Source organism: Pseudomonas brassicacearum, from assembly GCF_009601685.2.
GTDB classification, from domain to species: Bacteria; Pseudomonadota; Gammaproteobacteria; order Pseudomonadales; family Pseudomonadaceae; genus Aquipseudomonas; species Aquipseudomonas kilonensis_B.
In genome coordinates, this window is sequence record NZ_CP045701.2 from 5,345,205 (window position 1) to 5,370,023 (window position 24,819).

At 59.8% G+C, this 24,819-nt stretch carries 19 protein-coding genes; 14 read left to right on the forward strand and 5 right to left on the reverse strand.

Annotated elements, in window-relative coordinates:
* Window positions 1-3: 3 nt before the first annotated feature.
* From GFU70_RS23070 to GFU70_RS23080, 3 genes are all read right to left on the reverse strand, one after another.
* Window positions 4-1,398, reverse strand: coding sequence for a PhoH family protein (locus tag GFU70_RS23070; RefSeq protein WP_058542773.1), 1,395 nt, complete (start codon window positions 1,396-1,398; stop codon window positions 4-6).
* An 86-nt stretch (window positions 1,399-1,484) separates the two neighbouring features.
* A complete protein-coding gene (locus GFU70_RS23075) occupies window positions 1,485-1,694 on the reverse strand; it encodes a hypothetical protein (RefSeq protein ID WP_153388861.1) in 210 nt (69 codons plus the stop codon).
* 40 nt (window positions 1,695-1,734) lie between these two features.
* Window positions 1,735-2,859 (reverse strand): polysaccharide deacetylase family protein, encoded by a 1,125-nt coding sequence (locus tag GFU70_RS23080; protein ID WP_058542772.1) that lies wholly within the window; start codon window positions 2,857-2,859, stop codon window positions 1,735-1,737.
* 243 nt (window positions 2,860-3,102) lie between these two features.
* Between GFU70_RS23080 and yaaA the strand changes: the two genes are divergently transcribed.
* The gene (gene yaaA, locus GFU70_RS23085) at window positions 3,103-3,882 is read left to right on the forward strand and encodes a peroxide stress protein YaaA (protein ID WP_058542771.1); all 780 of its coding nucleotides are present in this window, start codon (window positions 3,103-3,105) and stop codon (window positions 3,880-3,882) included.
* Between the two features lie 84 nt (window positions 3,883-3,966).
* Here the strand turns inward: yaaA and GFU70_RS23090 are convergent, their stop codons facing one another.
* On the reverse strand, window positions 3,967-4,221 hold the full coding sequence (locus tag GFU70_RS23090) for a hypothetical protein (protein ID WP_133247175.1): 255 nt from the start codon (window positions 4,219-4,221) through the stop codon (window positions 3,967-3,969).
* Window positions 4,222-4,692: 471 nt separating this feature from the next.
* Between GFU70_RS23090 and GFU70_RS23095 the strand changes: the two genes are divergently transcribed.
* The 12 genes from GFU70_RS23095 (at window position 4,693) to GFU70_RS23150 (ending at window position 21,259) form a co-directional block, all read left to right on the forward strand.
* Window positions 4,693-6,009, forward strand: coding sequence for a nucleotide sugar dehydrogenase (locus GFU70_RS23095; RefSeq protein WP_153388862.1), 1,317 nt, complete (start codon window positions 4,693-4,695; stop codon window positions 6,007-6,009).
* A gap of 100 nt (window positions 6,010-6,109) precedes the next feature.
* Entirely contained in the window at window positions 6,110-7,591 is a 1,482-nt protein-coding gene (alg8, locus tag GFU70_RS23100) for a mannuronan synthase (protein WP_413468825.1), read from the forward strand.
* 35 nt (window positions 7,592-7,626) lie between these two features.
* On the forward strand, window positions 7,627-8,796 hold the full coding sequence (locus GFU70_RS23105) for an alginate biosynthesis protein Alg44 (protein WP_064106954.1): 1,170 nt from the start codon (window positions 7,627-7,629) through the stop codon (window positions 8,794-8,796).
* A gap of 9 nt (window positions 8,797-8,805) precedes the next feature.
* Window positions 8,806-10,296, forward strand: a complete 1,491-nt coding sequence (gene algK, locus GFU70_RS23110) for an alginate biosynthesis TPR repeat lipoprotein AlgK (protein ID WP_413468826.1) — start codon at window positions 8,806-8,808, stop codon at window positions 10,294-10,296.
* A 5-nt stretch (window positions 10,297-10,301) separates the two neighbouring features.
* Window positions 10,302-11,786, forward strand: coding sequence for an alginate export family protein (locus tag GFU70_RS23115; RefSeq protein ID WP_153389190.1), 1,485 nt, complete (start codon window positions 10,302-10,304; stop codon window positions 11,784-11,786).
* A gap of 26 nt (window positions 11,787-11,812) precedes the next feature.
* Entirely contained in the window at window positions 11,813-13,402 is a 1,590-nt protein-coding gene (algG, locus tag GFU70_RS23120) for a mannuronan 5-epimerase AlgG (protein ID WP_058542768.1), read from the forward strand.
* Between the two features lie 11 nt (window positions 13,403-13,413).
* Window positions 13,414-14,865: an alginate O-acetyltransferase gene (locus GFU70_RS23125; RefSeq protein ID WP_058542767.1), complete on the forward strand. Its 1,452-nt coding sequence runs from the start codon at window positions 13,414-13,416 to the stop codon at window positions 14,863-14,865.
* 11 nt (window positions 14,866-14,876) lie between these two features.
* The gene (locus GFU70_RS23130) at window positions 14,877-16,013 is read left to right on the forward strand and encodes a mannuronate-specific alginate lyase (protein ID WP_058542766.1); all 1,137 of its coding nucleotides are present in this window, start codon (window positions 14,877-14,879) and stop codon (window positions 16,011-16,013) included.
* A gap of 131 nt (window positions 16,014-16,144) precedes the next feature.
* Window positions 16,145-17,710, forward strand: a complete 1,566-nt coding sequence (locus GFU70_RS23135) for an MBOAT family O-acyltransferase (protein WP_058542765.1) — start codon at window positions 16,145-16,147, stop codon at window positions 17,708-17,710.
* An 11-nt stretch (window positions 17,711-17,721) separates the two neighbouring features.
* On the forward strand, window positions 17,722-18,897 hold the full coding sequence (locus GFU70_RS23140) for an alginate O-acetyltransferase (RefSeq protein WP_153388865.1): 1,176 nt from the start codon (window positions 17,722-17,724) through the stop codon (window positions 18,895-18,897).
* Between the two features lie 14 nt (window positions 18,898-18,911).
* A complete protein-coding gene (locus GFU70_RS23145; RefSeq protein WP_153388866.1) occupies window positions 18,912-19,577 on the forward strand; it encodes an alginate O-acetyltransferase AlgF in 666 nt (221 codons plus the stop codon).
* 230 nt (window positions 19,578-19,807) lie between these two features.
* Window positions 19,808-21,259, forward strand: coding sequence for a mannose-1-phosphate guanylyltransferase/mannose-6-phosphate isomerase (locus tag GFU70_RS23150; protein ID WP_058542762.1), 1,452 nt, complete (start codon window positions 19,808-19,810; stop codon window positions 21,257-21,259).
* An 83-nt stretch (window positions 21,260-21,342) separates the two neighbouring features.
* Here GFU70_RS23150 and GFU70_RS23155 read toward each other — a convergent pair whose 3' ends face one another.
* Window positions 21,343-24,168 (reverse strand): RHS repeat domain-containing protein, encoded by a 2,826-nt coding sequence (locus GFU70_RS23155; RefSeq protein ID WP_153388867.1) that lies wholly within the window; start codon window positions 24,166-24,168, stop codon window positions 21,343-21,345.
* A gap of 171 nt (window positions 24,169-24,339) precedes the next feature.
* Here GFU70_RS23155 and GFU70_RS23160 point away from each other — a divergent pair, with 171 nt between their 5' ends.
* A complete protein-coding gene (locus GFU70_RS23160; protein WP_058542761.1) occupies window positions 24,340-24,804 on the forward strand; it encodes a hypothetical protein in 465 nt (154 codons plus the stop codon).
* Window positions 24,805-24,819: the final 15 nt, after the last annotated feature.

The following is a 24,819-nucleotide window of genomic DNA, read 5'->3' on the forward strand; positions in this document are numbered from 1 at the left end:
GGGTTACAGGTGAGATTCGGCGTATTCGGCCAGGATCGAGCGAGGTACGCCCTGCAGGGTGATGTGGACCCCATTGGGGAAGTCCTTGAAGCGTTCGGTCAGGTAGGTCAGCCCGGAGCTGGTCGCGGACAGGTAAGGGGTGTCGATCTGCGCCAGGTTACCCAGGCACACCACTTTGGAACCGGCACCGGCACGGGTGATGATGGTTTTCATCTGGTGCGGGGTCAGGTTCTGGCATTCGTCGATCAGGATCAGGCTCTGCTGGAAGCTGCGCCCCCGAATGTAGTTGAGGGATTTGAACTGCAACGGCACTTTGCTGAGGATGTAGTCGACGCTGCCATGGGTGCTTTCGTCATCCATGTGCAAGGCTTCGAGGTTGTCGGTGATCGCCCCCAGCCACGGCTCCATTTTCTCCGCCTCGGTGCCAGGCAGGAAACCGATTTCCTGGTCCAGGCCCTGCACGCTGCGGGTGGCGATGATGCGCCGGTAGCGTTTGCTGACCATGGTCTGCTCGATGGCAGCGGCCAGGGCCAGGATGGTCTTGCCGGAACCGGCGGCGCCGGACAGGTTGACCAGGTGGATATCCGGGTCGAGCAAGGCGAACAGGGCCAGGCTCTGGTAGATGTCACGGGGCTTGAGGCCCCAGGCTTCCTGATGCAGCAAAGGTTCCTGGTGCAGGTCAAGGATCAACAGCTTGTCGACCTGGATTTCCTTGATCCAGCCGACGAAGCCTTGTTCGTCGATGATGAACTCGTTGATGTGCACCGCCGGCAGGTTGTCGATCAACTGCACCTGGTGCCAGGTGCGGCCGTGGTCCTGGCGGGTCTCGACCTTGCTCACACGGTCCCAGAAGGAGCCGGTCATGGTGTGATAGCCGTTGGGCAACAGCGAGACGTCGTCGACCAACTGGTCGGTGCTGTAGTCCTCCGCCGCGATCCCGCAGGCGCGGGCCTTGAGACGCATGTTGATGTCTTTGGTCACCAGCACCACGGCCTGGTCCTTGGTGCGCGCGTGCAGGTCGATCAACTGGTTGATGATGATGTTGTCGTTCAGGTGTTCAGGTAGCACCAGGTTGGGTTCGGTGCGCTTGCTCATCAGGATCGAAAGCAGGCCCTTGGGACCACTTTTGCCGCGCTGGATCGGCACGCCAAGCTCAACGTCCTCCGGAGAGGCATCGCCCAGGGTCTTGTCGATCAGGCGGATCGCCTGCCGGCATTCGGCCGCAACGCTGTGGTGTCCGCCCTTGAGTTTGTCCAGCTCCTCAAGCACGGTCATCGGGATGGCAACGTGGTGTTCTTCGAAGTTCAGCAGGGCATTTGGATCGTGGATCAATACGTTGGTATCGAGTACATAGAGGATTGGCTGGTTGGAGGAAAGGCTACGTCCGTGGTCATCCATACTCGGTCACCTATGTGGGGGCCATTCGACGCAATACCGTGACAGTGCTGCGCCTCGAGGTAGCCACCGAATTCACCCGCGAGGATTCAGGTGAACTGCACACAATCTGGGTCTTGGAAGACGCCACCTGTGTTGCAGGTTTCGGCGGTCTGACTTCTTGATACTCCAAAAACCATGACAGGAAAAAGCACTTTGACGCTTTTTTGAAGTTTATTTTTCAGAGTGACGAATAACCCTTGGCGTACCGCCATTGCGCCGTTAAAGTCGGAAGTCCGGTTGTCATGAATGTGTGCCAACTTTTCCTCTTTCCCCAATGTTTCCGGGCCTTTTCAGGTTTCAGCGAAACGCTTCCTGGCAGTCCGCCCAACCGATCCCGCTTTGCGCCGTCTGCGCCATGAGCCAGGGCATTGCCGTTTTCACCCCATCGTGCTTGGCATTGAAATTGATCACCCCGTGGCGCCACAACAGCATCAGGGTCAGCACACGCTGGGCGCTTTGCTCAGGCTTGAGCCGATTGTTGCTGTCCTGGGGGTCGATGTCCCACAGCGCCACTTGCAAGCCCTGCTGCCGGAAAAACCCTTCGGCATCGCCACGACGTTGACCTTGGGGTGGGCGGAACAGCGGTACGTAATTCTCGGGCAGCTTGCCCTTGACCAACTCGACACTGCGTCGGATCGAGTCCTGCCAGTCCTGCCAATGGCTGTGGGAGCGAAACTCCCAGCCCTGCACGCCCACGCATTGTCTCGAATACAACGCCTGGAGACTGTTGACCGAACCCTCTTGCAGCCGTGCCTGGATGTCCTTTCCCAGTACGAAGAAGGTGCCATTGATGTTCGCCTTGCGCAGGTATTCGGCCAACCACGGGGTGTTGTCCGGCACAACGTTGGCGGCGCTGTCGAAGGTCAGCAGGAACAGGCGATCGTTCATGTCTTCGCCGTTGCGCTCGTAATCGCCAAAACGTTCGATTTCGCTGCTGGTTTGCGGAAAAAGCGCGGCTTTACGCAGCAGTTCATCGCGGTATTGGGTATGAAATATCTGGCTCGGCGCGGCCCACTTGATGTAGTAGGAGTTGTCATCCAGATGGAACCTGCGCGCCTCTTCGCGCAGGGTCGCCATGTCGTCGACCAGGTAACAGAAGGAAGCGTCCTGATCGCAGCTGCGCTGGGCAAAGTTGTAGTTGGTCAGCAACCGCTGCCACAGCCGGGCGCGAAGCGCGTCGATCGCAACCATATTGACAGTGCGCAGCCCCAGGTACTGCTTGAGCGCAATTTCGTCCATGGCATCGACGTCCAGCAGGACCCGGGCGAACATCAGGATCTCGGCCCGCGAGGCCACGTCGAACAGCGTCGGGCTGGTGAGTTGTTCCGGCCAGGTGCTGCGGTCCAGGGTCGCGACGTCGTTGGGCGCGGCAATGGCACCCAGGCTCAACAGCCAGGCCGATAACAGAAGAACGATACGCAAAAGGGATGTCTCCATAACGAAACCCGCGCGGCATCATAGCCGATCCTGGCCCAATACCCTTGTGATCAGGGAACTTGGGGAGCAGACCTGTGGGAGCAAAGCTTGCTCCCACAGACTTTGCTGCCACAACTCCCTCACCACAAACGCCCGTTGATACTCTCCCATCCATCACCTATCAACCCAATAGCTGGAGTCCACCCGGACAACCCCCTAGAATCGCCGCACCCTCAAGGAGACGATTTCATGCTGATGGTGATTTCCCCCGCCAAGACCCTCGATTACGAAACACCGCCGGCCACCGAGCGTTTCACCCAGCCGCAGTACCTGGATCACTCCCAGGAACTGATCGAGCAGTTGCGTGAACTCTCCCCGACCCAGATCAGCGAGCTGATGCACGTCTCCGACAAGATCGGCGGCCTCAATGCCGCGCGATTCGGTAGCTGGACACCGGCGTTCACCCCGGCCAATGCCAAGCAGGCACTGCTGGCCTTCAAGGGTGATGTGTACACAGGCCTCGATGCGCAAAGCTTTGGCGACGCCGACTTCGACTACGCCCAGCAACATTTGCGCATGCTCTCTGGCCTCTATGGCCTGCTGCGTCCACTGGACCTGATGCAACCCTATCGCCTGGAAATGGGCACGAAGCTGGCCAATGCCCGGGGCAAGGACCTTTACGCTTTCTGGGGCACGCGCATCAGCCAATGGCTGAACGAAGCCTTGGCCGACCAGGGCGACGATGTACTGCTGAACCTGGCGTCCAATGAATACTTCTCGGCGGTCAAGCGTAGCGCCCTGAAAGCGCGCGTCATCGATACCGAATTCAGGGACCTGAAAAATGGCCAGTACAAAATCATCAGCTTCTACGCCAAGAAAGCCCGGGGCCTGATGAGTCGTTTCGTGATTCAGGAACGGATCAACGACCCTGCGGCACTCAGCCAGTTCGATGTACAGGGCTACCGCTTCAACGCTCAACAATCGAGCCGAGACAAATTGGTTTTCCTGCGCGATCACGCCCCCGAATAAGGCATGACCTTATACCGCCCCCTGATCGGGGGCTTCGATCATCTCCCTATTTGTCATCTTAGTTCATCGCCCACTTCGCCAGTTTCATGGCGCCAATAAATCAACCCACCCCTGCGCTAACTTTTCTTTCACTCGACACTCGTCAGTTTTTTGCGTAGTGGCACCGATTTTTTTCATCGGTAGTGGCACAAAACCATCTAAGCCACCTAACTCCCCATTAATAAAGGGCGAAACGGCAAGTGCCATCATATTGAGGCCAGTGCCATCTTGGATAATATTTCGAAAAATTTCGAAAATCGCGATGAGCGGATCGGAACTATGTGAAATCGCACGGCTCATACCATCCGTAACGATTCTCGGCGAGTGTGTACGAGATAACTTACACAGGACGTCGAACGGATTAACCAAGTTGTCACGACAACTTAGCGAAACGGTCTTCTAATCGGATCCACCCTTAAAGGATGGGAGATAACGCACCATTACTATCCCCTACAAGGCCAAGGCTGCGCCCCTATAACGTGCTCACCCGAGCACACAACCTTTTGATTTTGTGGGCTTTTTGCCAGGGATCAAAAGTGAAGGACCTTTGCACGAGCGTTCCCGATAACGAGGACTGGCTGCATAACAGGGCAGGTCATAACAACTAGGCCACATTGCGCACAACTTGAGTGCATTTATTTAGACACTCGGAACTTAGTATGCCTGCACACGGCATTGTGGCGCCTGCATTCCACACTTCCGAGTGCACTATGACCGCTGAACACTATTAACTCCGGCCATTTAATGGCGTGAAAAACAGAGGGAAATGCGATGCGCATTAGCATATTTGGTTTGGGTTACGTCGGTGCAGTATGTGCCGGTTGCCTGTCTGCACGGGGCCATGATGTAGTTGGCGTAGATGTCGCCAAAGACAAAATCGACATGATCAACGCGGGCAAATCGCCAATCGTTGAACCTGGTCTTGGCGAGCTATTGGCGCAAGGCATTCAAACAGGCCGACTGCGCGGTACGACCAACTTCGCCGAAGCGATTCGCGATACTGACCTGTCGATGATTTGTGTCGGTACACCGAGCAAAAAGAACGGCGACCTGGAACTGAACTACATCGAAGCCGTGTGCCGCGAAATCGGTTTTGTCCTGCGTGACAAGACTACCCGCCACACCATCGTGGTTCGTAGCACCGTATTGCCAGGCACTGTGGCAAACGTTGTCATCCCGATCCTGGAAGACTGCTCCGGCAAGAAAGCCGGCGTCGATTTCGGTGTCGCGGTCAACCCTGAGTTCCTGCGCGAAAGCACCGCCATCAAAGACTACGACCAACCGCCGATGACCGTTATCGGTGAGTTCGACAAAGCCTCTGGTGACGTTCTGCAATCGCTGTACGAAGAGCTCGATGCGCCGATCATCCGCAAGGACATCGCGGTCGCCGAGATGATCAAGTACACCTGCAACGTGTGGCACGCCACCAAGGTGACCTTCGCCAACGAGATCGGCAACATCGCCAAGGCCGTCGGCGTCGATGGCCGTGAAGTGATGGACGTGGTCTGCCAGGACAAGGCCCTGAACCTGTCCCAGTACTACATGCGCCCAGGCTTTGCCTTCGGTGGTTCCTGCCTGCCCAAGGACGTTCGTGCCCTGACCTATCGCGCCGGTTCCCTGGACGTGGAAGCGCCGCTGCTCAACTCGCTGATGCGCAGCAACGAATCCCAAGTGCAGAACGCTTTCGACATCGTTTCCAGCCACGACAAGCGCAAAGTCGCCCTGCTGGGCCTGAGCTTCAAGGCCGGCACCGACGACCTGCGTGAAAGCCCGCTGGTAGAGCTGGCGGAAATGCTGATCGGCAAGGGTTTCGACCTGAAGATCTACGACAGCAACGTCGAATACGCCCGCGTCCACGGTGCGAACAAGGATTACATCGAGTCGAAGATTCCTCACGTCTCGTCCTTGCTCAACTCCGATTTCGACTCGGTGATCGACAGCTCCGACATCATCATCCTGGGCAACCGCGACGAGAAGTTCCGCGCGTTGACCGAAAACGTACCGGAAGGCAAGCAGGTCATCGACCTGGTCGGCTTCATGTCCAAGGCCACCAACCCGAGTGGCCGGACCGAAGGCATCTGCTGGTAAGTCTGTTTGCCGGCCGGGGCATGCCCCGGCCGGCCTTTCGCCTGCCTTAACCCATCGGGCCGCCCACAAGGCCCGCCCGAGATAGAGACGGATGCAGATTATGCACAGGCTAAAGCACGGCCTGCTTCAGGCCGCCGGTTGGCTGTTTTACTTGAGTTTATTGATGGGCATCGCCATGGCGCTGCCCACGTCCACGTTCGACTCCGAATCCAAGGATTTCATCTTCCTGATCGGCGCCGTGGGCATCTGGCGTTACTCCATGGGAGCAACGCATTTCGTGCGCGGCATGATCTTCCTGTACATCGTCTACCCGCACCTGCGCCGCAAGGTACGCAAGCTGGGCAAGGCGGCGGATCCGTCCCATGTGTACCTGATGGTCACCAGTTTCCGGATCGACGCGCTGACCACCGCCCAGGTCTACAGCTCGGTGATCCGCGAAGCCATCGACTGCGGGCTGCCCACCACCGTGGTTTGCTCCATCGTGGAAATGTCCGACGAACTGCTGGTCAAGAGCCTCTGGGCCCGCATGAATCCGCCAGCGCGGGTCAAGCTGGACTTCGTGCGCATCCCTGGCACCGGCAAGCGTGACGGCCTGGCCTATGGTTTCCGCGCCATCTCCCGCCACCTGCCGGACGACCGCGCCGTGGTCGCCGTGATCGACGGCGACACCGTGCTCGCCGAAGGCGTCGTGCGCAAGACCGTGCCGTGGTTCCAGCTGTTCGGCAACGTCGGCGGCCTGACCACCAACGAGTTCTGCGAAGTGCGCGGCGGCTACATCATGAGCGAATGGCACAAGCTGCGTTTCGCCCAGCGTCACATCAACATGTGCTCCATGGCCTTGTCCAAGCGCGTGCTGACCATGACCGGCCGCATGTCAGTGTTCCGCGCCACCGTGGTCACCAACCCGGACTTCATTGCCGACGTGGAAAGCGACTCGCTGCAACACTGGCGCCTGGGTCGCTTCAAGTTCCTGACCGGCGATGACAAGTCGAGCTGGTTCAGCCTGATGCGCCTGGGCTACGACACGTTCTACGTGCCCGATGCGGCGATCAACACCGTTGAACACCCGCCGGAGAAGAGCTTCATCAAGGCCAGCCGCAAGCTGATGTTCCGCTGGTACGGCAACAACCTGCGGCAGAACTCCCGGGCACTTGGCCTGGGCTTGAAGCGTCTGGGCCTGTTCACCTCGGTGGTGCTGTTCGACCAGCGCGTGTCGATGTGGACCTCGCTGCTGGGCCTGACCGTGGCACTGATCGCCAGTTTCAAGTACGGCACCGCGTTCATCCTGGTGTACCTGCTGTGGATCGGCATCACGCGGTTGCTGTTGACCCTGTTGTTGTCGTGCTCCGGACACCGGATCGGCCCTGCCTACCCGGCGATTCTCTATTACAACCAGATCGTCGGTGCCCTGGTGAAGATCTACGTGTTCTTCCGCCTCGATCAACAGTCCTGGACCCGCCAGCCCACCCACCTGACCCGTGATCTCGCCAGCTTTCAACGTTGGTTCAACACTTGGTCGTCTCGGACCATGACCTTCTCCGCCGGCAGCATTTTTGTCGCCGTGCTGCTGACGATGGTCTGACCGGACTTGAATGAATTAACTAGGAAATCGCCCCTATGAACACCGCCGTGAATGTCAACGTAGTGCATGAATCCGAAGCCCAGCGCCAACACGCCCGAGTGAAAATCCCGGCCAAGCTGCGCTTCTTCGGCCCTGATCGTACGCCGATGGAAGTCAAGGTCCTGGACCTGTCCGCCGGTGGCCTGTGCTTCAACGCCGGCCAGATGCCGCTCAAGGTCGGCGAGTCCTACAAGGGCCGCCTGCAGTTCGTCATCGACAACCTTGGCCTGGCCATGGACGTGGAACTGCAGATCCGCTCCTATGATCGCCAGACCGGTCGCACCGGCTGCCAGTTCCAGAACCTGGAGCCTCGGGATATCTCGACACTGCGTCACATCATCACCTCGCACCTGGCCGGCGACATCGTCGGTGTCGGCGACGTGCTGGCGACCCTGCAGCGCGACAACTTCACCAAGGCTCGCAAGCAGAAAGATGAAAACGGTGGCATGAGTGCCTTCGGCCGCCTGCGCGCCGTGACCTTCAGCCTGGGGGTCTTCGTCGTTGGCCTGGCGGCGTTCGGGTTCATCTTCAAGTCGGTGTACGGCATGTACTTCGTCAGCCACGCCCAGGCAGGCCTGGTGAATGTACCGGGCATGGCCATCACCATGCCGCGCGACGGCACCGTGCAGAGCCTGGTCAAGACCGACGGCGTGGCCGCCAAGGGCGCCCCGCTGGCGACCTTCAGCACCAGCATGCTCGACGTGCTCAAAGGTCACCTGGACGATAATCAGCTGCAGCCGGCCAAGGTCGAGGAGCTGTTCGGCAAGCAAATGACCGGCACCCTGACCTCGCCGTGCGACTGCATCGTGACCCAGCAACTGGTCGCCGACGGCCAATACGCCAGCAAGGGCGACGTGATCTTCCAACTGGTCCCACGGGGCACCGAAGCCAACGTCGAAGCGCGCTTCTCCTATCGCCAGTTCGGCGACGTGCGCCCAGGTACGCCAGTCAACTTCCAGGTCGCCGGCGAAGACACCACCCGTACCGGCAAGATCGTCAGCAGCACCAGCCTGAAAAGTGCCGACCTGTCCTCCGATATCCGTGTGCTGATCCAACCTGACGAACCCCTGGACAGCTCGCTGGCCGGCCGTCCGGTAGAAGTCACCAGCGACCGTGGCCCGAACCTGAACTGGCTGATCGACAAAGCCATGGCCGTCGGTATTTAAGTCGAGGATATGCCCGTGACCATTATAAAAATCCTGAACACCCCACAGACTCTGTGGGAGCGAGCTTGCTCGCGAAAGGATCAACGCGGTCAGGATGATATGCCGCAAACTCGTTCCAACATGGGAACACTGTGTGCCCTGGCACTGGCCGTCAGCCTGGCCGGTTGCGCCGGCCTGCCCGATCAACGCCTGGCCAACGAAGCCCTCAAGCGCGGCGACACGGCGCTGGCGCAGCAGAACTATCAGCAACTGGCAGACCTGGGCTACAGCGAAGCCCAGGTCGGCCTGGCCGACATCCAGGTGGACAGTCGCGACCCCGAGCAGATGAAAAAAGCCGAGGCGACTTACCGCGCCGCCGCCGATATCTCGCCGCGGGCCCAGGCTCGCCTGGGTCGCCTGCTGGTGGCCAAGCCCGGTTCCACTGAAGCTGAAAAGCACGAAGCCGAAGGACTGCTGAAGGAAGCCTTCGCCAACGGTCAAGGTGGCACCCTGATCCCGCTGGCGATGCTGTACCTGCAATATCCCCACAGCTTCCCGAACGTGAACGCTCAGCAGCAGATCAACCAATGGCGCAGTGCCGGTTACCCGGAAGCGGGCCTGGCGCAGATTCTGCTCTACCGCACCCAAGGCACCTACGACCAGCACCTGGACGAAGTCGAGAAGGTCTGCAAGGCCGCACTGGCGACCACCGACATCTGCTACGTCGAACTGGCCACGGTCTATCAGAAGCGCGGCCAGCCGGAACAGCAGGCCGAGTTGCTCAAGCAGATGCAAGACGGTCACGCCCGTGGCGTCGTATCCGCTCAACGCGTGGACAGCGTCGCCCGCGTCCTGGCCGATGCGAGCCTGGGCAAGACCGACGAAAAAACCGCCCAGTCGTTGCTCGAAGGCATCGCCCCTGGCTATCCCGCTGCCTGGGTCAGCCTGGCACAGCTGCTCTACGACTTCCCGGAACTGGGTGACGTCGACAAGATGATGCAGTACCTGGAAAACGGCCGCGCCGCCGATCAGCCGCGCGCCGAGCTGTTGCTGGGCAAGCTTTACTACGAAGGCAAGTGGGTCCCGGCCGATGCCAAGGTTGCCGAGGAGCATTTCCAGAAAGCCGTTGGCCGCGAAGTGGCCGCCGACTACTACCTCGGCCAGATCTATCGCCGCGGTTACCTGGGCAAGGTGTACTCGCAAAAAGCCCTGGACCACCTGCTCAAGGCCGCCCGCAACGGCCAGAACAGCGCCGACTTTGCCATTGCCCAGCTGTTCTCCCAAGGCAAGGGCACCAAGCCCAACCCAGTCAACGCCTACGTGTTCAGCCAGTTGGCCAAGGTGCAGAACACCCCGCAAGCCATCGAGCTTGCCCAAACCCTCGAAGCACAATTGCCGCCGCAGCAACTTGCACAAGCGCAACGCCTGCTACAACAAGAGCAGGCCGTTCGCGGCTCGATGAGCCCCGATACGCTGGAACTGCAAGCCCTAAAAGAAGATGACGGCGAGGAACCTCTATGAAGCTTTTGAAGCTCAATCCTTTTGTGCAGGCTGGTATTGGCCTGTCGTTTGCCCTGCTGTGGTCCTGCCCGACCCTGGCAGCGCTGACCGAGAGCAAGAATTTCGGCCTGGAAGTGAAAGTCACCGGCCAGTCCGAAGACGACCGCGACCTCGGCACCCAGAGCGGTGGCGACGTCAACGGTATCGGCCTGGACCTGCGGCCGTGGGTCTACGGTGAAAGCGGCGCCTGGAGCGCCTACGCCATGGCCCAGGCCGTGACGTCCAGCGACATCATCGAGACCGACACCCTGCAACAGTCCGATGGCAGCACCCAGCAAACCGACAGCGGTGATCGCGAAGCCAAGAAAAGCTACCTGGCCATGCGCGAGTTCTGGATTGGCTACAGTGGCCTGACCCCCTACCCGGGCGAGCAGCTGAAGTTCGGTCGCCAGCGCCTGCGCAATGACGACGGCCAATGGCGCGACACCAACATCGAAGCCCTGAACTGGACCTTCGACACCACCTTGCTGCGGGCCAACCTCGGTGTGGCCGAACGCTTCAGCGAATACCGCACCGACCTCAAGGAATTGTCCCCCAAGGACAAGGACCGCCTGCACGTCTACGGCGACGTGGGCTACCAGTGGATGCCAGGCCAGTGGGCCGGTATCCGTGCCCACCACTCCCATGACGACGGCAGCCTCGACTACCCGACCCCGGGCGAAGCCACCGACACCCTGGACAAGACCGAGAACGGTGACTTGACCTGGCTGGGCCTGGAAGCCAACAGCGACGCCTACAACTGGCGCAACACCAACACCGTCAACTACTGGGCCAGCCTTACCGGCATGACCGGCGAGCGTGACACCGTCAACCCGCTCAATGCCGACGGCACGCGCCCAACAGAAGCCAAGCACAGCGATGACGTGGACGGCTGGGCCACTGACCTGGGTATCCGCCTGCGCCTGGACCCGCAATGGCAAGTCGGTGCGGCCTATGCCCGCGCCAGCGAGGACTACGAACAGAACGGCCTGCAGAGCAACCGCTCGAACTTCACCGGCACCCGCTCGCGCGTGCACCGTTTCGGCGAAGCGTTCCGTGGCGAAATGGCCAACACCCAGAGCGCCAGCCTGTTCGGTTCCTGGCAACTGCGCGACGAATACGACGCCAGCCTGGTCTACCACAAGTTCTGGCGCGTGGATGGCAACAAGCCGGTGGGCAGCAACGGTATCAACGCCGTGGAAAACAACACCGACGACGTGACCGGCGCGATCCTGTCCACCTCGTCCCTGCCACTGCGCGACGGTAACAAGGACCTGGGCCAGGAAGTCGACCTGGTCGTCACCAAGTACTTCAAGCAAGGCCTGCTGCCGGCCGCGCTGAGTCAGTCCATTGATGAGCCGTCGGCGCTGGTGCGCTTTCGTGGCGGCGTGTTCAAGCCAGGCGACGCTTACGGCAAAGAGGTCGATTCGTACATGCATCGCGCCTTTGTCGACGTGATCTGGCGCTTCTGATGCGAATGGCCATGGGAGTGCCCGATATGAACCGCTACCTCAGGAACAGCCAGGCGATGAAAGGTTCGATCAGCCTGTTGGTCGCAGCGATGCTGCTGGCCGGCTCGCCGGCGTTCGCCAACGTTGAACCGGTGGTCAAACCGGGCAAAGTGGTCAAGGAACTGCAACAAGCCAAGACCTACACCGTCAGCAGCGCGCCGACCGCACCGCTGGAGCTGGCCACGCCGACCCTGCCCGACCTCAAGGGCTACACCGCCGAAGCGGCTGCGGCCAAGATCGTGCGGACCAAAGTCGGCAAGGTCAGCGTGCGGCGGATGATGCAGGAAAACGCCCTGAAGGACTTCATCGGCGGCGACAACAAGATGGCCGAATGGGTGGTGCGTCAGCACGGCATCCCACAGGCCATCTTCCTTGACGACGGCTACATGAACCTGAAGGACCTGGCCAAGAAGGTGCCCAAGTACGTCATCGAAACCTCGCCGGGTGTGTACCTGGCGAAGATTCCGATCGTGGTTGGCCAGAAAGGCATCCTGGAAATCGACAAACAGACCCAGGAACTGCGCCTGTCCCAGGAGGGAGGCTCGTTCCTGGTCAACGATGGCCAGATGTTCATCAGCGACACCAAGGTCACCGGCTGGCGCGAAAAGGACAACGGCCCCGCCACGTTCCGTTCGCCCAACGAGTTCCGTCCGTTCCTGCTGGCCTGGGGTGGCACCGAGACGTACATCGTGAACTCGAAAATGGCCAGCTTCGGCTACGCCAACAGTAAGTCGTACGGGGTGAGTATTTCGCAGTACACGCCGAACATGGCCAAGGTCCTCAAGCGCCCGGAACCCACCGGTTGGATCATCGGTTCCGAGTTCTCGGACATGTGGTACGGCTTCTACTGCTACGAGACCCGCGATTTCGTGATCAAGGGCAACACCTACAAAGACAACATCGTCTATGGCATCGACCCCCATGACCGTTCCCATCGGCTGATCATTGCCGACAACACTGTCTACGGGACCAAGAAAAAACACGGGATCATTATTTCCCGCGAGGTCAACGACAGCTTCATTTTCAACAACCGCAGTTACGACAACAAACTCTCGGGCCTGGTGATCGACCGTAACAGCGTGAACAACCTGATCGCCTACAACGAAATCTACAAGAACCACACCGACGGCATCACGCTCTACGAGAGTGCCGACAACCTGTTGTGGGGCAACAAAGTGATCAGCAATCGCCGCCACGGCATTCGCATTCGTAACAGCGTGAACATCCGCCTCTACGAAAACGTGTCCATGGCCAACGGCTTGACCGGTCTCTACGGCCACATCAAAGACCTGTCCGACACCGACCGGGACATCAAGCTCGACCCGTTCGACGCCCAGGTCTCGCTGATCGTGGTCGGCGGCGAACTGGCTGCCAATGGCAGCGGCCCGCTGTCCATCGACTCGCCATTGAGCGTCGAGCTGTACCGCGTGTCCATGCTCGCGCCGACCAAATCCAGCGGCATCAGCTTCTCGGGAATTCTCGGCGAGCGCCAGGATGAAATTCTCGACCTGCTGGTGCGCCAGCAGAAAGCCGTGCTGATCGACCCTGTCGAACGCCAGACCGAAATGCGGGACTGAGGATGACCTTTATGAACCCACAGATGATCAAACTTTTGGGCCTGTCTGCCCTGACTGCCGGCATTCTGGCCGCTGCAAGCGGCGCCCGTGCCGATGAAATCAAGGCACCGACCTTTACCGCCGAGCCGTGCTGCAACCTGTGTCCGGCAGCCCATGACGCAAAGAACTACACCACGCGCTACCAGCAGAACTTCACCACACTGGTACAGGCCCAGGGCGACTGGCTGTTCCGGACCCAGGAAGACCTGCGTACCGAATTCAACACCACCGCGTCCGGCTACAAACGCCTGCAGCAGTTGCACGATGCGTTCAAGGCCAAAGGCGTCGAGCTGGTGCTTGTCTACCAGCCGACCCGGGGCCTGGTAAACCGCAACAAGCTCAATGCCCAGGAGAAGGCCAGCTTCAACTTCGACAAGGCCCTGACCAACTACAAATCCATGCTCGGTCGTTTCGCCCAGATGGGTTACGTGGTGCCGGACCTGTCGCCGCTGACCAACGAAAACCTGCCCGAAACCCTGCCGGCCCACGATTTCTATTTCCGTGGCGACCAGCACTGGACCCCGTACGGCGCCCAGCGCACGGCCAAGATCGTCGCCGAAAAGGTCAAGCAGCTCCCGGCCTTCGCCGACATTCCCAAGCGTGAGTTCGAGACCAAGAGGTCCGGCCGCATGGGCAAGACCGGCACCCTGCACAACATGGCCGGGCAACTGTGCGGCACCAGCTACGCGATCCAGTACATGGATCAGTTCACCACCGAGCCTAAGGGCGAGGCCGGCGACGGTGACCTGTTCGGCGACTCCGGCAACCCGCAGATCACCCTCGTGGGCACCAGTCACAGCGGCAAGAACTACAACTTTGCCGGCTTCCTGCAGGAAGACATCGGCGCCGATATCCTCAACGTTGCCTTCCCTGGCGGCGGTTTCGAGGGCGCGATGATCCAGTACCTGGGCAGCGAAGACTTCCAGAAGAACCCGCCGAAAATCCTCATCTGGGAATTCTCGCCGCTGTATCGCCTGGACCAGGAAACCATCTATCGCCAGATGATGGCGCTGCTGGACAACAACGGTTGCGAAGGCAAGCCGGCAGTGATGAGCAGCAAGACCGCGCTCAAGCCGGGCACGAACGAATTGATGGTCAACAGCAAGAACATGGATCTGCGTAACGGCAGCCACCAGGTCGACATCCGCTTCGCCGACACCTCGGTGAAAACCTTGCAAGCCACCCTCTGGTACATGAATGGGCGCCACGAGGACATCAAGATCGAAAAACCGGATACCGCAGAAACCGACGGACGTTTCGCCTTCCAATTGCGCACCGACGAGGACTGGGCTTCGCAGAACCTGCTAGCCGTCGAAGTCCAGGGCCCGGAAGCCGGTAAAGAGCCACTGCAAATCGAAGCGAAAGTCTGCAAACGCAACGCATCTGGGCAAGCCGGGCAACAAACGGCTCAAATCGGACAATGAGGTCTCGTCTCATGACTAGAACCACGCGCACCCGAACGTTGAAAACGCTGCTGGCGCCGTCGCTGCTGACTCTGGCGATATTCGCCGGAGCAACGCAGGCCGCGGCCCCGCTGCGTCCGCCACAGGGTTACTTCGCACCGATCGAAAAATTCAAGACGGGCAGTTCTGATGACCGCTGTGAGGCGGTACCGACGCCCTACACTGGCGCCCTGCAATTTCGTAGCAAATACGAGGGCTCCGACAAGGCCCGTGCAACGCTGAACGTGAAATCGGAGAAGGCCTTCCGCGATGCCACTTCCGACATCACCCGGATCGAGCGCGGCGTCAGCAAACAAGTGATGCAATTCATGCGCGACGGCCGTCCCGAGCAGCTGGAATGCACCCTGAACTGGCTGACCGCCTGGGCCAAGGCCGATGCGCTGATGTCCAAGGACTTCAACCACACCGGCAAGTCCATGCGCAAATGGGCCCTGGGAAGCATGGCTTCGGCCTATGTACGCCTGAAGTTCTCCGAGTCTCGCCCGCTGGCTAATCATCAGGAACAGGCACAACTGATCGAAGGCTGGTTCAGCAAGATGGCCGATCAGGTGGTCAGCGACTGGGACAACCTGCCGCTGAAAAAAATCAACAACCACTCCTACTGGGCCGCCTGGTCGGTGATGGCCACCGCCGTGGCGACCAACCGCCGCGACCTGTTCGACTGGGCCGTCAAGGAATACAAAGTCGGCGCCAACCAGATCGACGCCGAGGGCTTCTTGCCCAACGAACTCAAGCGCAAGCAACGCGCCCTGTCCTACCACAACTATGCCCTGCCGCCCCTGGCGATGATCGCCAGTTTCGCCCAGGTCAACGGTGTGGACCTGCGCCAGGAAAACAACGGCGCCCTCAAGCGACTGGGCGACCGAGTGCTGGCCGGGGTGGAAGACCCGGACATCTTCGAAGAGAAGAACGGCGAAGAGCAGGACATGAAGGACCTGAAGATCGATTCGAAATTCGCCTGGCTCGAACCGTTCTGCAGCCTCTACACCTGCTCCGAGGATGTGCTGGAGCGCAAGCATGAGATGCAACCGTTCAAGACTTTCCGCCTCGGTGGGGACTTGACCCGGGTGTACGACCCTTCGCGTGAGAAAGGTGAAAAAGGAAGCTGATGCCATATCCCTTGCCTGGCAGGGGAGCTGTGGGAGCAAGGCGACTGAAATGCAATAAACCCCCCGGTTTTCATGGGGGGGTTTGGGGGGGCTCTGGCCCTTGACTGTTGATTCAACATGGAGAGATCGGGATGGTATTTTCATCCAATGTGTTCCTGTTTCTGTTCTTGCCGATCTTTCTCGGCTTGTACTACTTGAGCGGGCAACGCTATCGCAACCTGCTGCTGCTGATCGCCAGCTACGTGTTCTATGCCTGGTGGCGGGTGGACTTCCTGGCGCTGTTCGCCGGCGTCACCCTGTGGAACTACTGGATCGGCCTGAAAGTCGGCGCCGCCGGCGTGCGCACCAAACCGGCCCAGCGCTGGCTGCTGCTCGGCGTGGGCGTGGACTTGGCCATCCTGGGCTATTTCAAGTACGCCAACTTCGGCGTGGACAGCCTCAACGCCATCATCACCGGCTTCGGTCTCAATCCGTTCATCCTGACCCACGTGCTGTTGCCGATCGGGATCTCGTTCTACATTTTCGAGTCCATCAGCTACATCATCGACGTCTATCGCGGTGACACGCCGGCAACCCGCAACCTGATCGACTTCGCAGCGTTCGTGGCCATTTTCCCGCACCTGATCGCCGGCCCCGTGTTGCGTTTCCGCGACCTGGCCGACCAGTTCAACAACCGTACACACACGCTGGACAAGTTTTCCGAAGGCTGCACGCGCTTCATGCAGGGCTTCATCAAGAAAGTGTTCATCGCCGACACCCTGGCGGTGGTGGCCGACCATTGCTTCGCCTTGCAGAACCCGACCACGGGCGATGCCTGGCTCGGCGCCCTGGCCTACACCGCGCAGCTGTACTTCGACTTCTCCGGCTATAGCGACATGGCCATCGGCCTGGGCCTGATGATGGGTTTCCGCTTCATGGAAAACTTCAAGCAGCCCTACATCAGCCAGTCGATCACCGAGTTCTGGCGCCGCTGGCACATCAGCCTGTCGACCTGGCTGCGCGACTACCTCTACATCACCCTGGGCGGTAATCGCAAAGGCACGCTGATGACCTATCGCAACCTGTTCCTGACCATGCTGCTCGGCGGTCTGTGGCACGGTGCGAACTTCACCTACATCATCTGGGGTGCCTGGCACGGCATGTGGCTGGCCATCGAAAAAGCGGTGGGCATCAACACCACGCCACGCAGCATCAACCCGATCCGCTGGGCGCTGACTTTCCTGCTGGTGGTGATGGGCTGGGTAATTTTCCGTGCCGAGAACCTGCACGTGGCCGGTCGCATGTACGGCGCCATGTTCAGCTTCGGCGACTGGTCGCTGTCGGAACTGACCCGCGCCAACCTCACCGGCCTGCAGATCGCCACGCTGGTGGTGGCCTACGTCACCCTCGCCTTCTTCGGCCTGCGGGACTTCTACACCAACCGTCCGCCGGTCAAGACCAAGCCTGAGGTCAATACCGAGGCCAACGGCCCGGCCACCGCGCAACCGGGAATGATCAAGGCCGTACCGGGTGACAACCCATCGACGATCCACGAACCGGGCTACACCGTGGGTGTCGAAGCCCAGGTGCAACCGGCCTACTGGACCGTGGACTGGTCACGCTACGTGATGCGCGCCCTGGTGCTGCTGCTGTTCATCGCCTCGATTCTCAAACTCTCGGCGCAAAGCTTCTCGCCGTTCCTTTACTTCCAGTTCTGAGGGATCTGAACATGACCCGCTCATTACGTATCTTTTACATCGCACTGTTCATGCTGATCCTCACAGCACTGGGCCTGTGGTCGATGCGCAGTTTCTTCGGCTTCACTACCAACCCCGACGCGACCGTACTCAACGGCCGCTGGACCAAGGCCGTGGAAACGCACTACGACGACGAGTTCCCGATCAAGCGCCTGGGCACCAACATCTGGGCTGCGCTGGACTACAAGCTGTTCAACGAAGGCCGCAAAGGCGTGATCCTGGGCCGCGACCAGTGGCTGTACAGCGACGAAGAGTTCAACCCGATCGTCAACGAAGAGCTGAACCTGCAAGGCAACTACGCGCTGGTCGAAGGCGTGCGCCAAAAGCTCAAGGAACAAGGCATCACCCTGGTCATGGCGATCGTGCCGGCCAAGGCGCGGCTGTACCCCGAGCACCTGGGTGACGTGAAGCCATCGAGCATTCACGCCAACCTCTACCAGGATTTCCACGCTCGCGTGGCGGCCGACAAGATCCTCGCGCCTGACCTGCTCGGCCCGCTGCAACAGGCCAAGCAAGGCGGCCAGCAAGTGTTCCTGCGCACCGACACCCACTGGACGCCGGAAGGTGCCCAGGTCGCTGCCGAGAACCTGGCCAAGGCCATTGCCGAACGCGCACCGCTCAACGGTGAGCCACAACGCTTCGTCACCGAACCTGCAGAAAAAATCACCCACAAGGGCGACCTGCGCCAGTTCCTGCCCCTGGACCCGCTGTTCGAAAACCTGATGCCGGCCCAGGAGCCATTGGTCAAGCGCAACACCCGCGAAGCCGACGACCAGCCGGCCGGCGACGATGCGCTGTTCGCCGACACCCAGGTGCCCGTGGCCCTGATCGGCACCAGCTACAGCGCCAACCCCAACTGGAACTTCGTCGGTGCACTCAAGCAAGCCCTGCACAGCGACGTCGTCAACTACGCCGAAGACGGCCACGGCCCGATTCTGCCGATGCTCAGCTACCTCAAGAGCGATGCCTTCAAGCACAGCCCGCCACAGGTGCTGATCTGGGAGTTCCCTGAACGTTATCTGCCCGTGAACAACGAAATCGGCGATGCCGACCCACAGTGGGTCGCAGAGCTCAAGCAAGTCGGCGCTCGCCAACAGAATGTCGCCGCCAACACTCAATCCGAGACGCCCGACCGGGCGCAAAACTGAAAGAGAGGTCCACCATGACTTTCAACACTACTCCTCGCCGTCTCGCTGCTCGCACCTTCAAGGCCGTTGCTCTCGTCGCCAGCATGAGCGCCCTCTCACTGTCGGCCTTTGCCGGTGACTCGGCCCTGTATGGCCCGGTCGCGCCAAAAGGCTCGAGCTTCGTGCGGGTCTATAACGCCGCCAACGCCGAAGTCAGCGCCACCGTCGGCAGCACCAACATCAGCGACGTAGCCCCGTTGGCCAGCAGCGACTTCAGCTTCATGCCCGGTGGTGACTACAGCGCCAAGGTAGACAGCCAGACCGTACCGGTTAAACTGGCTTCCGATCACTATTACACCCTGGTCAACAACGCCAGTGGCCAGCCTCAACTGATCGAAGAACCACCTTTCAAGAACAAGCAGAAATCCCTGGTCCGTGTACAGAACCTCAGCGACAAGGCACTGACCCTCAAGACCGCCGACGGCAAGACCGAAGTGGTGCCGAACGTAGCGGCCAAAGGCCGTGGCGAACGTGAGATCAACCCGGTGAAAGTGTCCCTGGCGCTGTTCGAAGGCGACAAGAAAGTCGGCGACCTCAAGCCCGTGGCCCTGGAGCGCGGCGAAGCGGCCGTGCTGTACGTCACAGGTTCAGGCAGCAACCTGTCGCCGGTGTGGGTAAAACGCCCGGTGTCGACCCGCTGATGAATTCACCTGAGGGCTGAACACCTATTTGTGTAGGAGCTGCCGCAGGCTGCGATCTTTTGATTTTGATCTTTCACTTGCGATTCAAGTGTCAGGGGAAAGATCGCAGCCTCGCTGCACTCGTCAGCGCCTACAGAGGGTCAGTCATTCGGGTACGGAACAAGAACAAGAGAGTGAAACGACAGAACGCAGTAGCTCTAACAACCATTTCGCTTCAAGGAGTAACAAACATGATTCCGGTGATCTTGTCAGGTGGTAGTGGCTCACGTCTTTGGCCGCTTTCGCGCAAGCAATTCCCTAAACAGTTCCTGGCCCTGACCGGTGAACACACCCTGTTCCAGCAAACCCTCGAGCGCCTGGTGTTCGAAGGCATGGACACGCCGATCGTGGTCTGCAACAAAGACCACCGCTTCATCGTCAACGAGCAGTTGAACAACCGTAAGCTCGAAGCCCAGCGCATCCTGATGGAGCCGTTCGGGCGCAACACCGCACCGGCCGTGGCGCTGACCGCGATGATGCTGGTCAACGAAGGCCGCGACGAGCTGATGCTGGTGCTGCCCGCCGACCACGTGCTGGAAGACCAGAAAGCCCTGCAACGCGCCCTGGCCCTGGCCACCGTGGCCGCCGAGCGTGGCGAAATGGTGCTGTTCGGCGTACCGGCCACCAAACCGGAAACCGGCTACGGCTACATCAAGTCGACCAACGACGTGCTGCTGCCTGAAGGCGTGAGCCGTGTCTCGCACTTCGTCGAAAAACCCGACGTCAAGCGCGCCACCGAGTTCGTCGAGGCCGGCGGTTACTTCTGGAACAGCGGCATGTTCCTGTTCCGCGCCAGCCGTTTCCTCGAAGAGCTGAAAAAGCACGATCCGGACATCTACGACACCTGCCTGCTGACCCTGGAGCGCAGTGAGCAGACCCCGGATACCATCACCTTCGACGAAGCCACCTTCGCCTGCTGCCCGGACAACTCCATTGACTATGCCGTGATGGAAAAAACCCAGCGCGCCTGCGTGGTACCGCTGTCGGCGGGTTGGAGCGATGTCGGCTGCTGGTCGTCGCTGTGGGAAGTCAACGCCAAGGATGCCAACGGCAACGTCACCAAAGGCGACGTGGTGGTCCAGGACAGCCGCAACTGCATGATCCACGGCAATGGCAAACTGGTGTCGGTGATCGGCCTGGACAACATCGTGGTGGTCGAAACCAAGGACGCCATGATGATCGCCCACAAGGACAAGGTCCAAGGCGTCAAGCAGATGGTCAACACCCTCAACGCACAGGGCCGCACCGAAACCCAGAACCACTGCGAGGTCTATCGTCCGTGGGGTTCCTACGACTCGGTGGACATGGGCGGTCGTTTCCAGGTCAAGCACATCTCGGTCAAGCCGGGCGCGTGCCTGTCGCTGCAGATGCACCATCACCGCGCCGAACACTGGATCGTGGTCAGCGGCACCGCCGAAGTGACCTGCGACGAGAACGTGTTCCTGCTCTGCGAAAACCAGTCGACCTACATCCCGATCGCGTCGGTCCACCGCCTGCGCAACCCGGGCAAGATCCCACTGGAAATCATCGAAGTGCAGTCCGGCAGCTACCTGGGCGAAGACGACATCGAGCGTTTCGAAGACATCTACGGTCGCTCGACGCCGATCGAACGCGGCGTCTCGGTGAAAACCATCGCCCAATAACGATCAACGTCGATCAGTCGCACAAGAAGCCCCCATCCAACCCACTGCGTCCCCTATCCGCAGTGGGTTGGGTGGGGGCTTTTTTAGTTCTTTCTTCGAAAATTCATCAACAACCCGGGATATGAATCTGCATTACGCATGATCACAGCCGCACGTACCCGTGGGTTTTTAACGAATGCCTCCCGTCGTTCCGATGGAGACGTAGCAGGTGATTGCCCCGTCTGCTTCAAAGAAACATTGATGATCCCTTCGTACGCTTTGCGTCCGTGGGGATTCATTCGTTCCTCTACAGGTCCCTCGCTTACAACATCCTCGGACATTAAAAGTTTGAGCAGAGGATAAGTATCAATATCCTCTGAAGTTGCGTCCGCCGGTAACGCTTCTGGAAGATACCAAAAATCATGAACGTGCTGACCTTCACCAAGGTACATAGCATGGGCAGCCTCATGTACTAAGGTACTCGCTACCCTTAGCGCATGTGAGTTTTCAATCAACTCCAAACTCAGCCAGATATTATGACTTTGAGTGTTGTTATATGCCGTTCTCCCAGTGATTCCGCCTCGTTCAAACTTCGCCAACCCTAGCCTCCAACCATTATTCTCCTTGAGGTCGCGCAGATAATTACTGAGGTCACTTAGCTTTTCCTGCAAGGGTGTTCGAAGATTATCGATGTCCTCTTCCTTGGCAAGAGCGTCCTCGCCAAAAATTTTTTCGAGCAATTTTTTGGTGCTTCGACTCAGCGTGCTTGACGACAGTTCCTTCGTCGCCTCACGCAGCCAGAACTCGCCCTCGGCGAAGGCATCGTTAACTTTTTGCCTCGCTGCTGCAGGGAAATAATCCAGCCCGCGAGCAACCAGCTCGCTGCCTTCATTTATCGCCTTTGTCTCAGACTCGTTCAGTACATCGAAGCGATTGTCAGCGGTCACTTGAAAACTGTTCCCGCCTGAGTCGTCCTTATAACTGAGTGGGCAATTCCTGAGCATCCGGAACAGATTCAACCCATCAACTTGTCCCACCGGATCCGGATTCACCCAGCGCTGCAACCATGGGATGTAATACCGAAAGCCATAGTAGTAAAACCCCGTTGCATCCCGCTCTTTGCCCGAATAACGAACGGTCTTGTAGCTGACCTCAATCGCATCCTCTCCAACCAGATAAGCCGTTTCACCAAACGGATAAAAGTGCTCCCGACTGATAATCCGCCCATCTTGTGCAAGCTCCAGGCCGACCGAGCCCAAATGATCGGCAACGCTGTATCGATAGCAGTCGTTCTCGCCGGTTGGCGGCGGGCTTTCCCAATGCAGGATCTGGACGCTGCTGAGCCCGCCCGGGGCAACGATCACTTGCAGCGCCTCGCCCGTGCCGCTGTCGGCGTGCAGTTTTAGTCCCGGCAAATATCGAACCTCGGCGGCCAGCGTGCGGGCGCCGGTTTGCAGGGTGCGCAGCTTGCGCACTCGTTGCCCGCCGCCGTCGTAAACATACGACTCGCTGTCATTGAACCCTGAAGCCCGTTCAATCGGTATGACCGAACTCAACTGGTTTCGCAAATCCCAGGCCAGGAACCGTCCCACATCCAGTTCCAGGCAGTTGCCCCGCGCATCGAACGCAACGGCGATTTCCTCTTCAGTGGGTGGCATACCGTTGCGGTACAGCAGGCAGCGATTGCTGTAGCGCGCCGCTTTCATTTGTCGACCATGACTTTGGGCGCCGACGTGCGTCAGCTCCAGCAGATTACCGGCCTCGTCGTAGCGGTAGGTCTGCCGGTAGTTGCTGACCGCCGCCGGGTCGTTGCGTCCAGCGGACTCGGGGCCTTGGCTGGCCATGCCCGCCTCCCAACCCGTGGCTTCGATCAGTTGGTAGAGGCTGTCGTAGACAAATCGGCTGACCGGCTCGATGCGCTGGTTGGCGAAGTGACGGACCGGCTGGGCTTGGTCCTCGATATTCAGCACATTGCCCATGGGGTCATAGTCGTAGAGCAAATGTTGCAAAACTTGGTCGACGCGCACGGCGTGGCGTTGTATCAACCGTCCGTCTTCAGGGCTGTACGTGAGCGTGGTCCTGAGGCCATTGCCGGACGCTTCCTGTTCGATCTGCCCAAAGGCGTCGTAGCGAATGTCGCTCACCAGCGCCTGCCAATCGCCCTGGCCCGCCAACTGCAATTGACTGCCGAACAACCGGCCATCGAGCGTCAGGTTTTGCCGTTGTCGATTTCCCCTGGCATCGACTTGCTCCAACACATCACCCAGCGGGCCGACGCGCCACGTCGAAACGGCGCCGTCGCCGGGTTCAAGCAAGAACTCGCGATCAGCTTCTAACTCCGGCCAATCGGCTGGCGCCGCGTCGAGAATAAAACGACGGTCTTGGACAAGGTTCTCCCCGGCCAGGGCAAACGAGACCAGCAACAGCGTACCCGCCGGGTCGTCATGGCGGATCAATTGTCCGTACAGGTTTAGGTCCTGATTATCCTGGCCGGGATATCCGTAGGTCATGCGCTCGGTACACCGACGCGGCTGGCTGGCGCCTTGCTCGAACACGGCCACGGGACGCAGCAAGTCATCGTAGAGCGTCTCCTGCTGCGTCCCTCGGGCATCCCAGCCCAGCAAACCTTCGGCGGCGAGACCCGGCAGACCGATCTGGATGCCTGCATCGACGCTGTCTGTATGCAGCAAGGTGCCGGACAGCGAATGAATCGCAGAGAGATTGGCCGGTGCCGATTCATCGGTCTGCTGCAAGGTCCACAGGCGCGGATCCCATTGTTTGACCGCACATCCCGCCACGTCAAAGAGACTGCGGTTGATGCGCGGCAGCGCGGCGCTACCCTCAAGGCTGCGGCAATAACCGACCGAGCGAACCGCCAAGCGACGCGGATCGGAGACAGTCAGCGTTGGTGTTCGATGATCCACGCCCATCAAACAAGAGTCCCGTCGTAGCACCTGGGTGGTTGCGAACCATCAAAACCTCGACTCCACAACGTTGCCTACTGTCAGATGTGACAGTGGCGACCGGCGGTACGTGGAACGTGAATACCCATGGCCGGCGGCCTTCGGTAGGATGTGCCTACGGTAACGGAGGCTTTAACCATGCTTATCGGCGTCTTGCTGGTCATCACCTGGCTCATCCTGCTGTTGCGTTACCCGGCCAAGGCCTTGCCGGTCTCCCTGGCGGCGTTCATCGGGCTGGGACTGGTCGCTGCGTGGGTGCTCTGGGAGGAAGGCCGCGAGACCCGGCAATTGGAGCGCCTGGAATTGCGCATCACCTATGCCCCCGAACGCTGCCCCGCCGACCGACCGCTGTCGCTGAACCTGAAAAATACCAATGACGTGCCGCTGATCGAACTGCGCTGGCGGGTCGCGGCCTATGCGCCTGGCGACACCATCAACCTGGCCGACAATCCCTATGATGCACCGCGCTACCGGGGCCCCGGCCAATTGCAGGCTGGCGCCGACTGGCAAGACTGCCTGCCCCTGCCGCCCCTGCGTCCGGGTTATCGCCCGCAGACCCTGGAGTTTCGCGCCGAGCGTTTGCACGGTAGCTTTTCCAATTGATTGCTCTCCCCACTT

Coding starts and splice junctions, on each gene's coding strand:
- GFU70_RS23070 (WP_058542773.1), bottom strand. CDS start 1,398: ATGGATGACCACGGACGTAGCCTTTCCTCCAACCAGCCAATCCTCTAT.
- yaaA (WP_058542771.1), top strand. CDS start 3,103: ATGCTGATGGTGATTTCCCCCGCCAAGACCCTCGATTACGAAACACCG.
- GFU70_RS23090 (WP_133247175.1), bottom strand. CDS start 4,221: ATGAGCCGTGCGATTTCACATAGTTCCGATCCGCTCATCGCGATTTTC.
- GFU70_RS23095 (WP_153388862.1), top strand. CDS start 4,693: ATGCGCATTAGCATATTTGGTTTGGGTTACGTCGGTGCAGTATGTGCC.
- alg8 (WP_413468825.1), top strand. CDS start 6,110: ATGCACAGGCTAAAGCACGGCCTGCTTCAGGCCGCCGGTTGGCTGTTT.
- GFU70_RS23105 (WP_064106954.1), top strand. CDS start 7,627: ATGAACACCGCCGTGAATGTCAACGTAGTGCATGAATCCGAAGCCCAG.
- algK (WP_413468826.1), top strand. CDS start 8,806: ATGCCCGTGACCATTATAAAAATCCTGAACACCCCACAGACTCTGTGG.
- algG (WP_058542768.1), top strand. CDS start 11,813: ATGAACCGCTACCTCAGGAACAGCCAGGCGATGAAAGGTTCGATCAGC.
- GFU70_RS23125 (WP_058542767.1), top strand. CDS start 13,414: ATGAACCCACAGATGATCAAACTTTTGGGCCTGTCTGCCCTGACTGCC.
- GFU70_RS23130 (WP_058542766.1), top strand. CDS start 14,877: ATGACTAGAACCACGCGCACCCGAACGTTGAAAACGCTGCTGGCGCCG.
- GFU70_RS23135 (WP_058542765.1), top strand. CDS start 16,145: ATGGTATTTTCATCCAATGTGTTCCTGTTTCTGTTCTTGCCGATCTTT.
- GFU70_RS23140 (WP_153388865.1), top strand. CDS start 17,722: ATGACCCGCTCATTACGTATCTTTTACATCGCACTGTTCATGCTGATC.
- GFU70_RS23145 (WP_153388866.1), top strand. CDS start 18,912: ATGACTTTCAACACTACTCCTCGCCGTCTCGCTGCTCGCACCTTCAAG.
- GFU70_RS23150 (WP_058542762.1), top strand. CDS start 19,808: ATGATTCCGGTGATCTTGTCAGGTGGTAGTGGCTCACGTCTTTGGCCG.
- GFU70_RS23155 (WP_153388867.1), bottom strand. CDS start 24,168: ATGGGCGTGGATCATCGAACACCAACGCTGACTGTCTCCGATCCGCGT.
- GFU70_RS23160 (WP_058542761.1), top strand. CDS start 24,340: ATGCTTATCGGCGTCTTGCTGGTCATCACCTGGCTCATCCTGCTGTTG.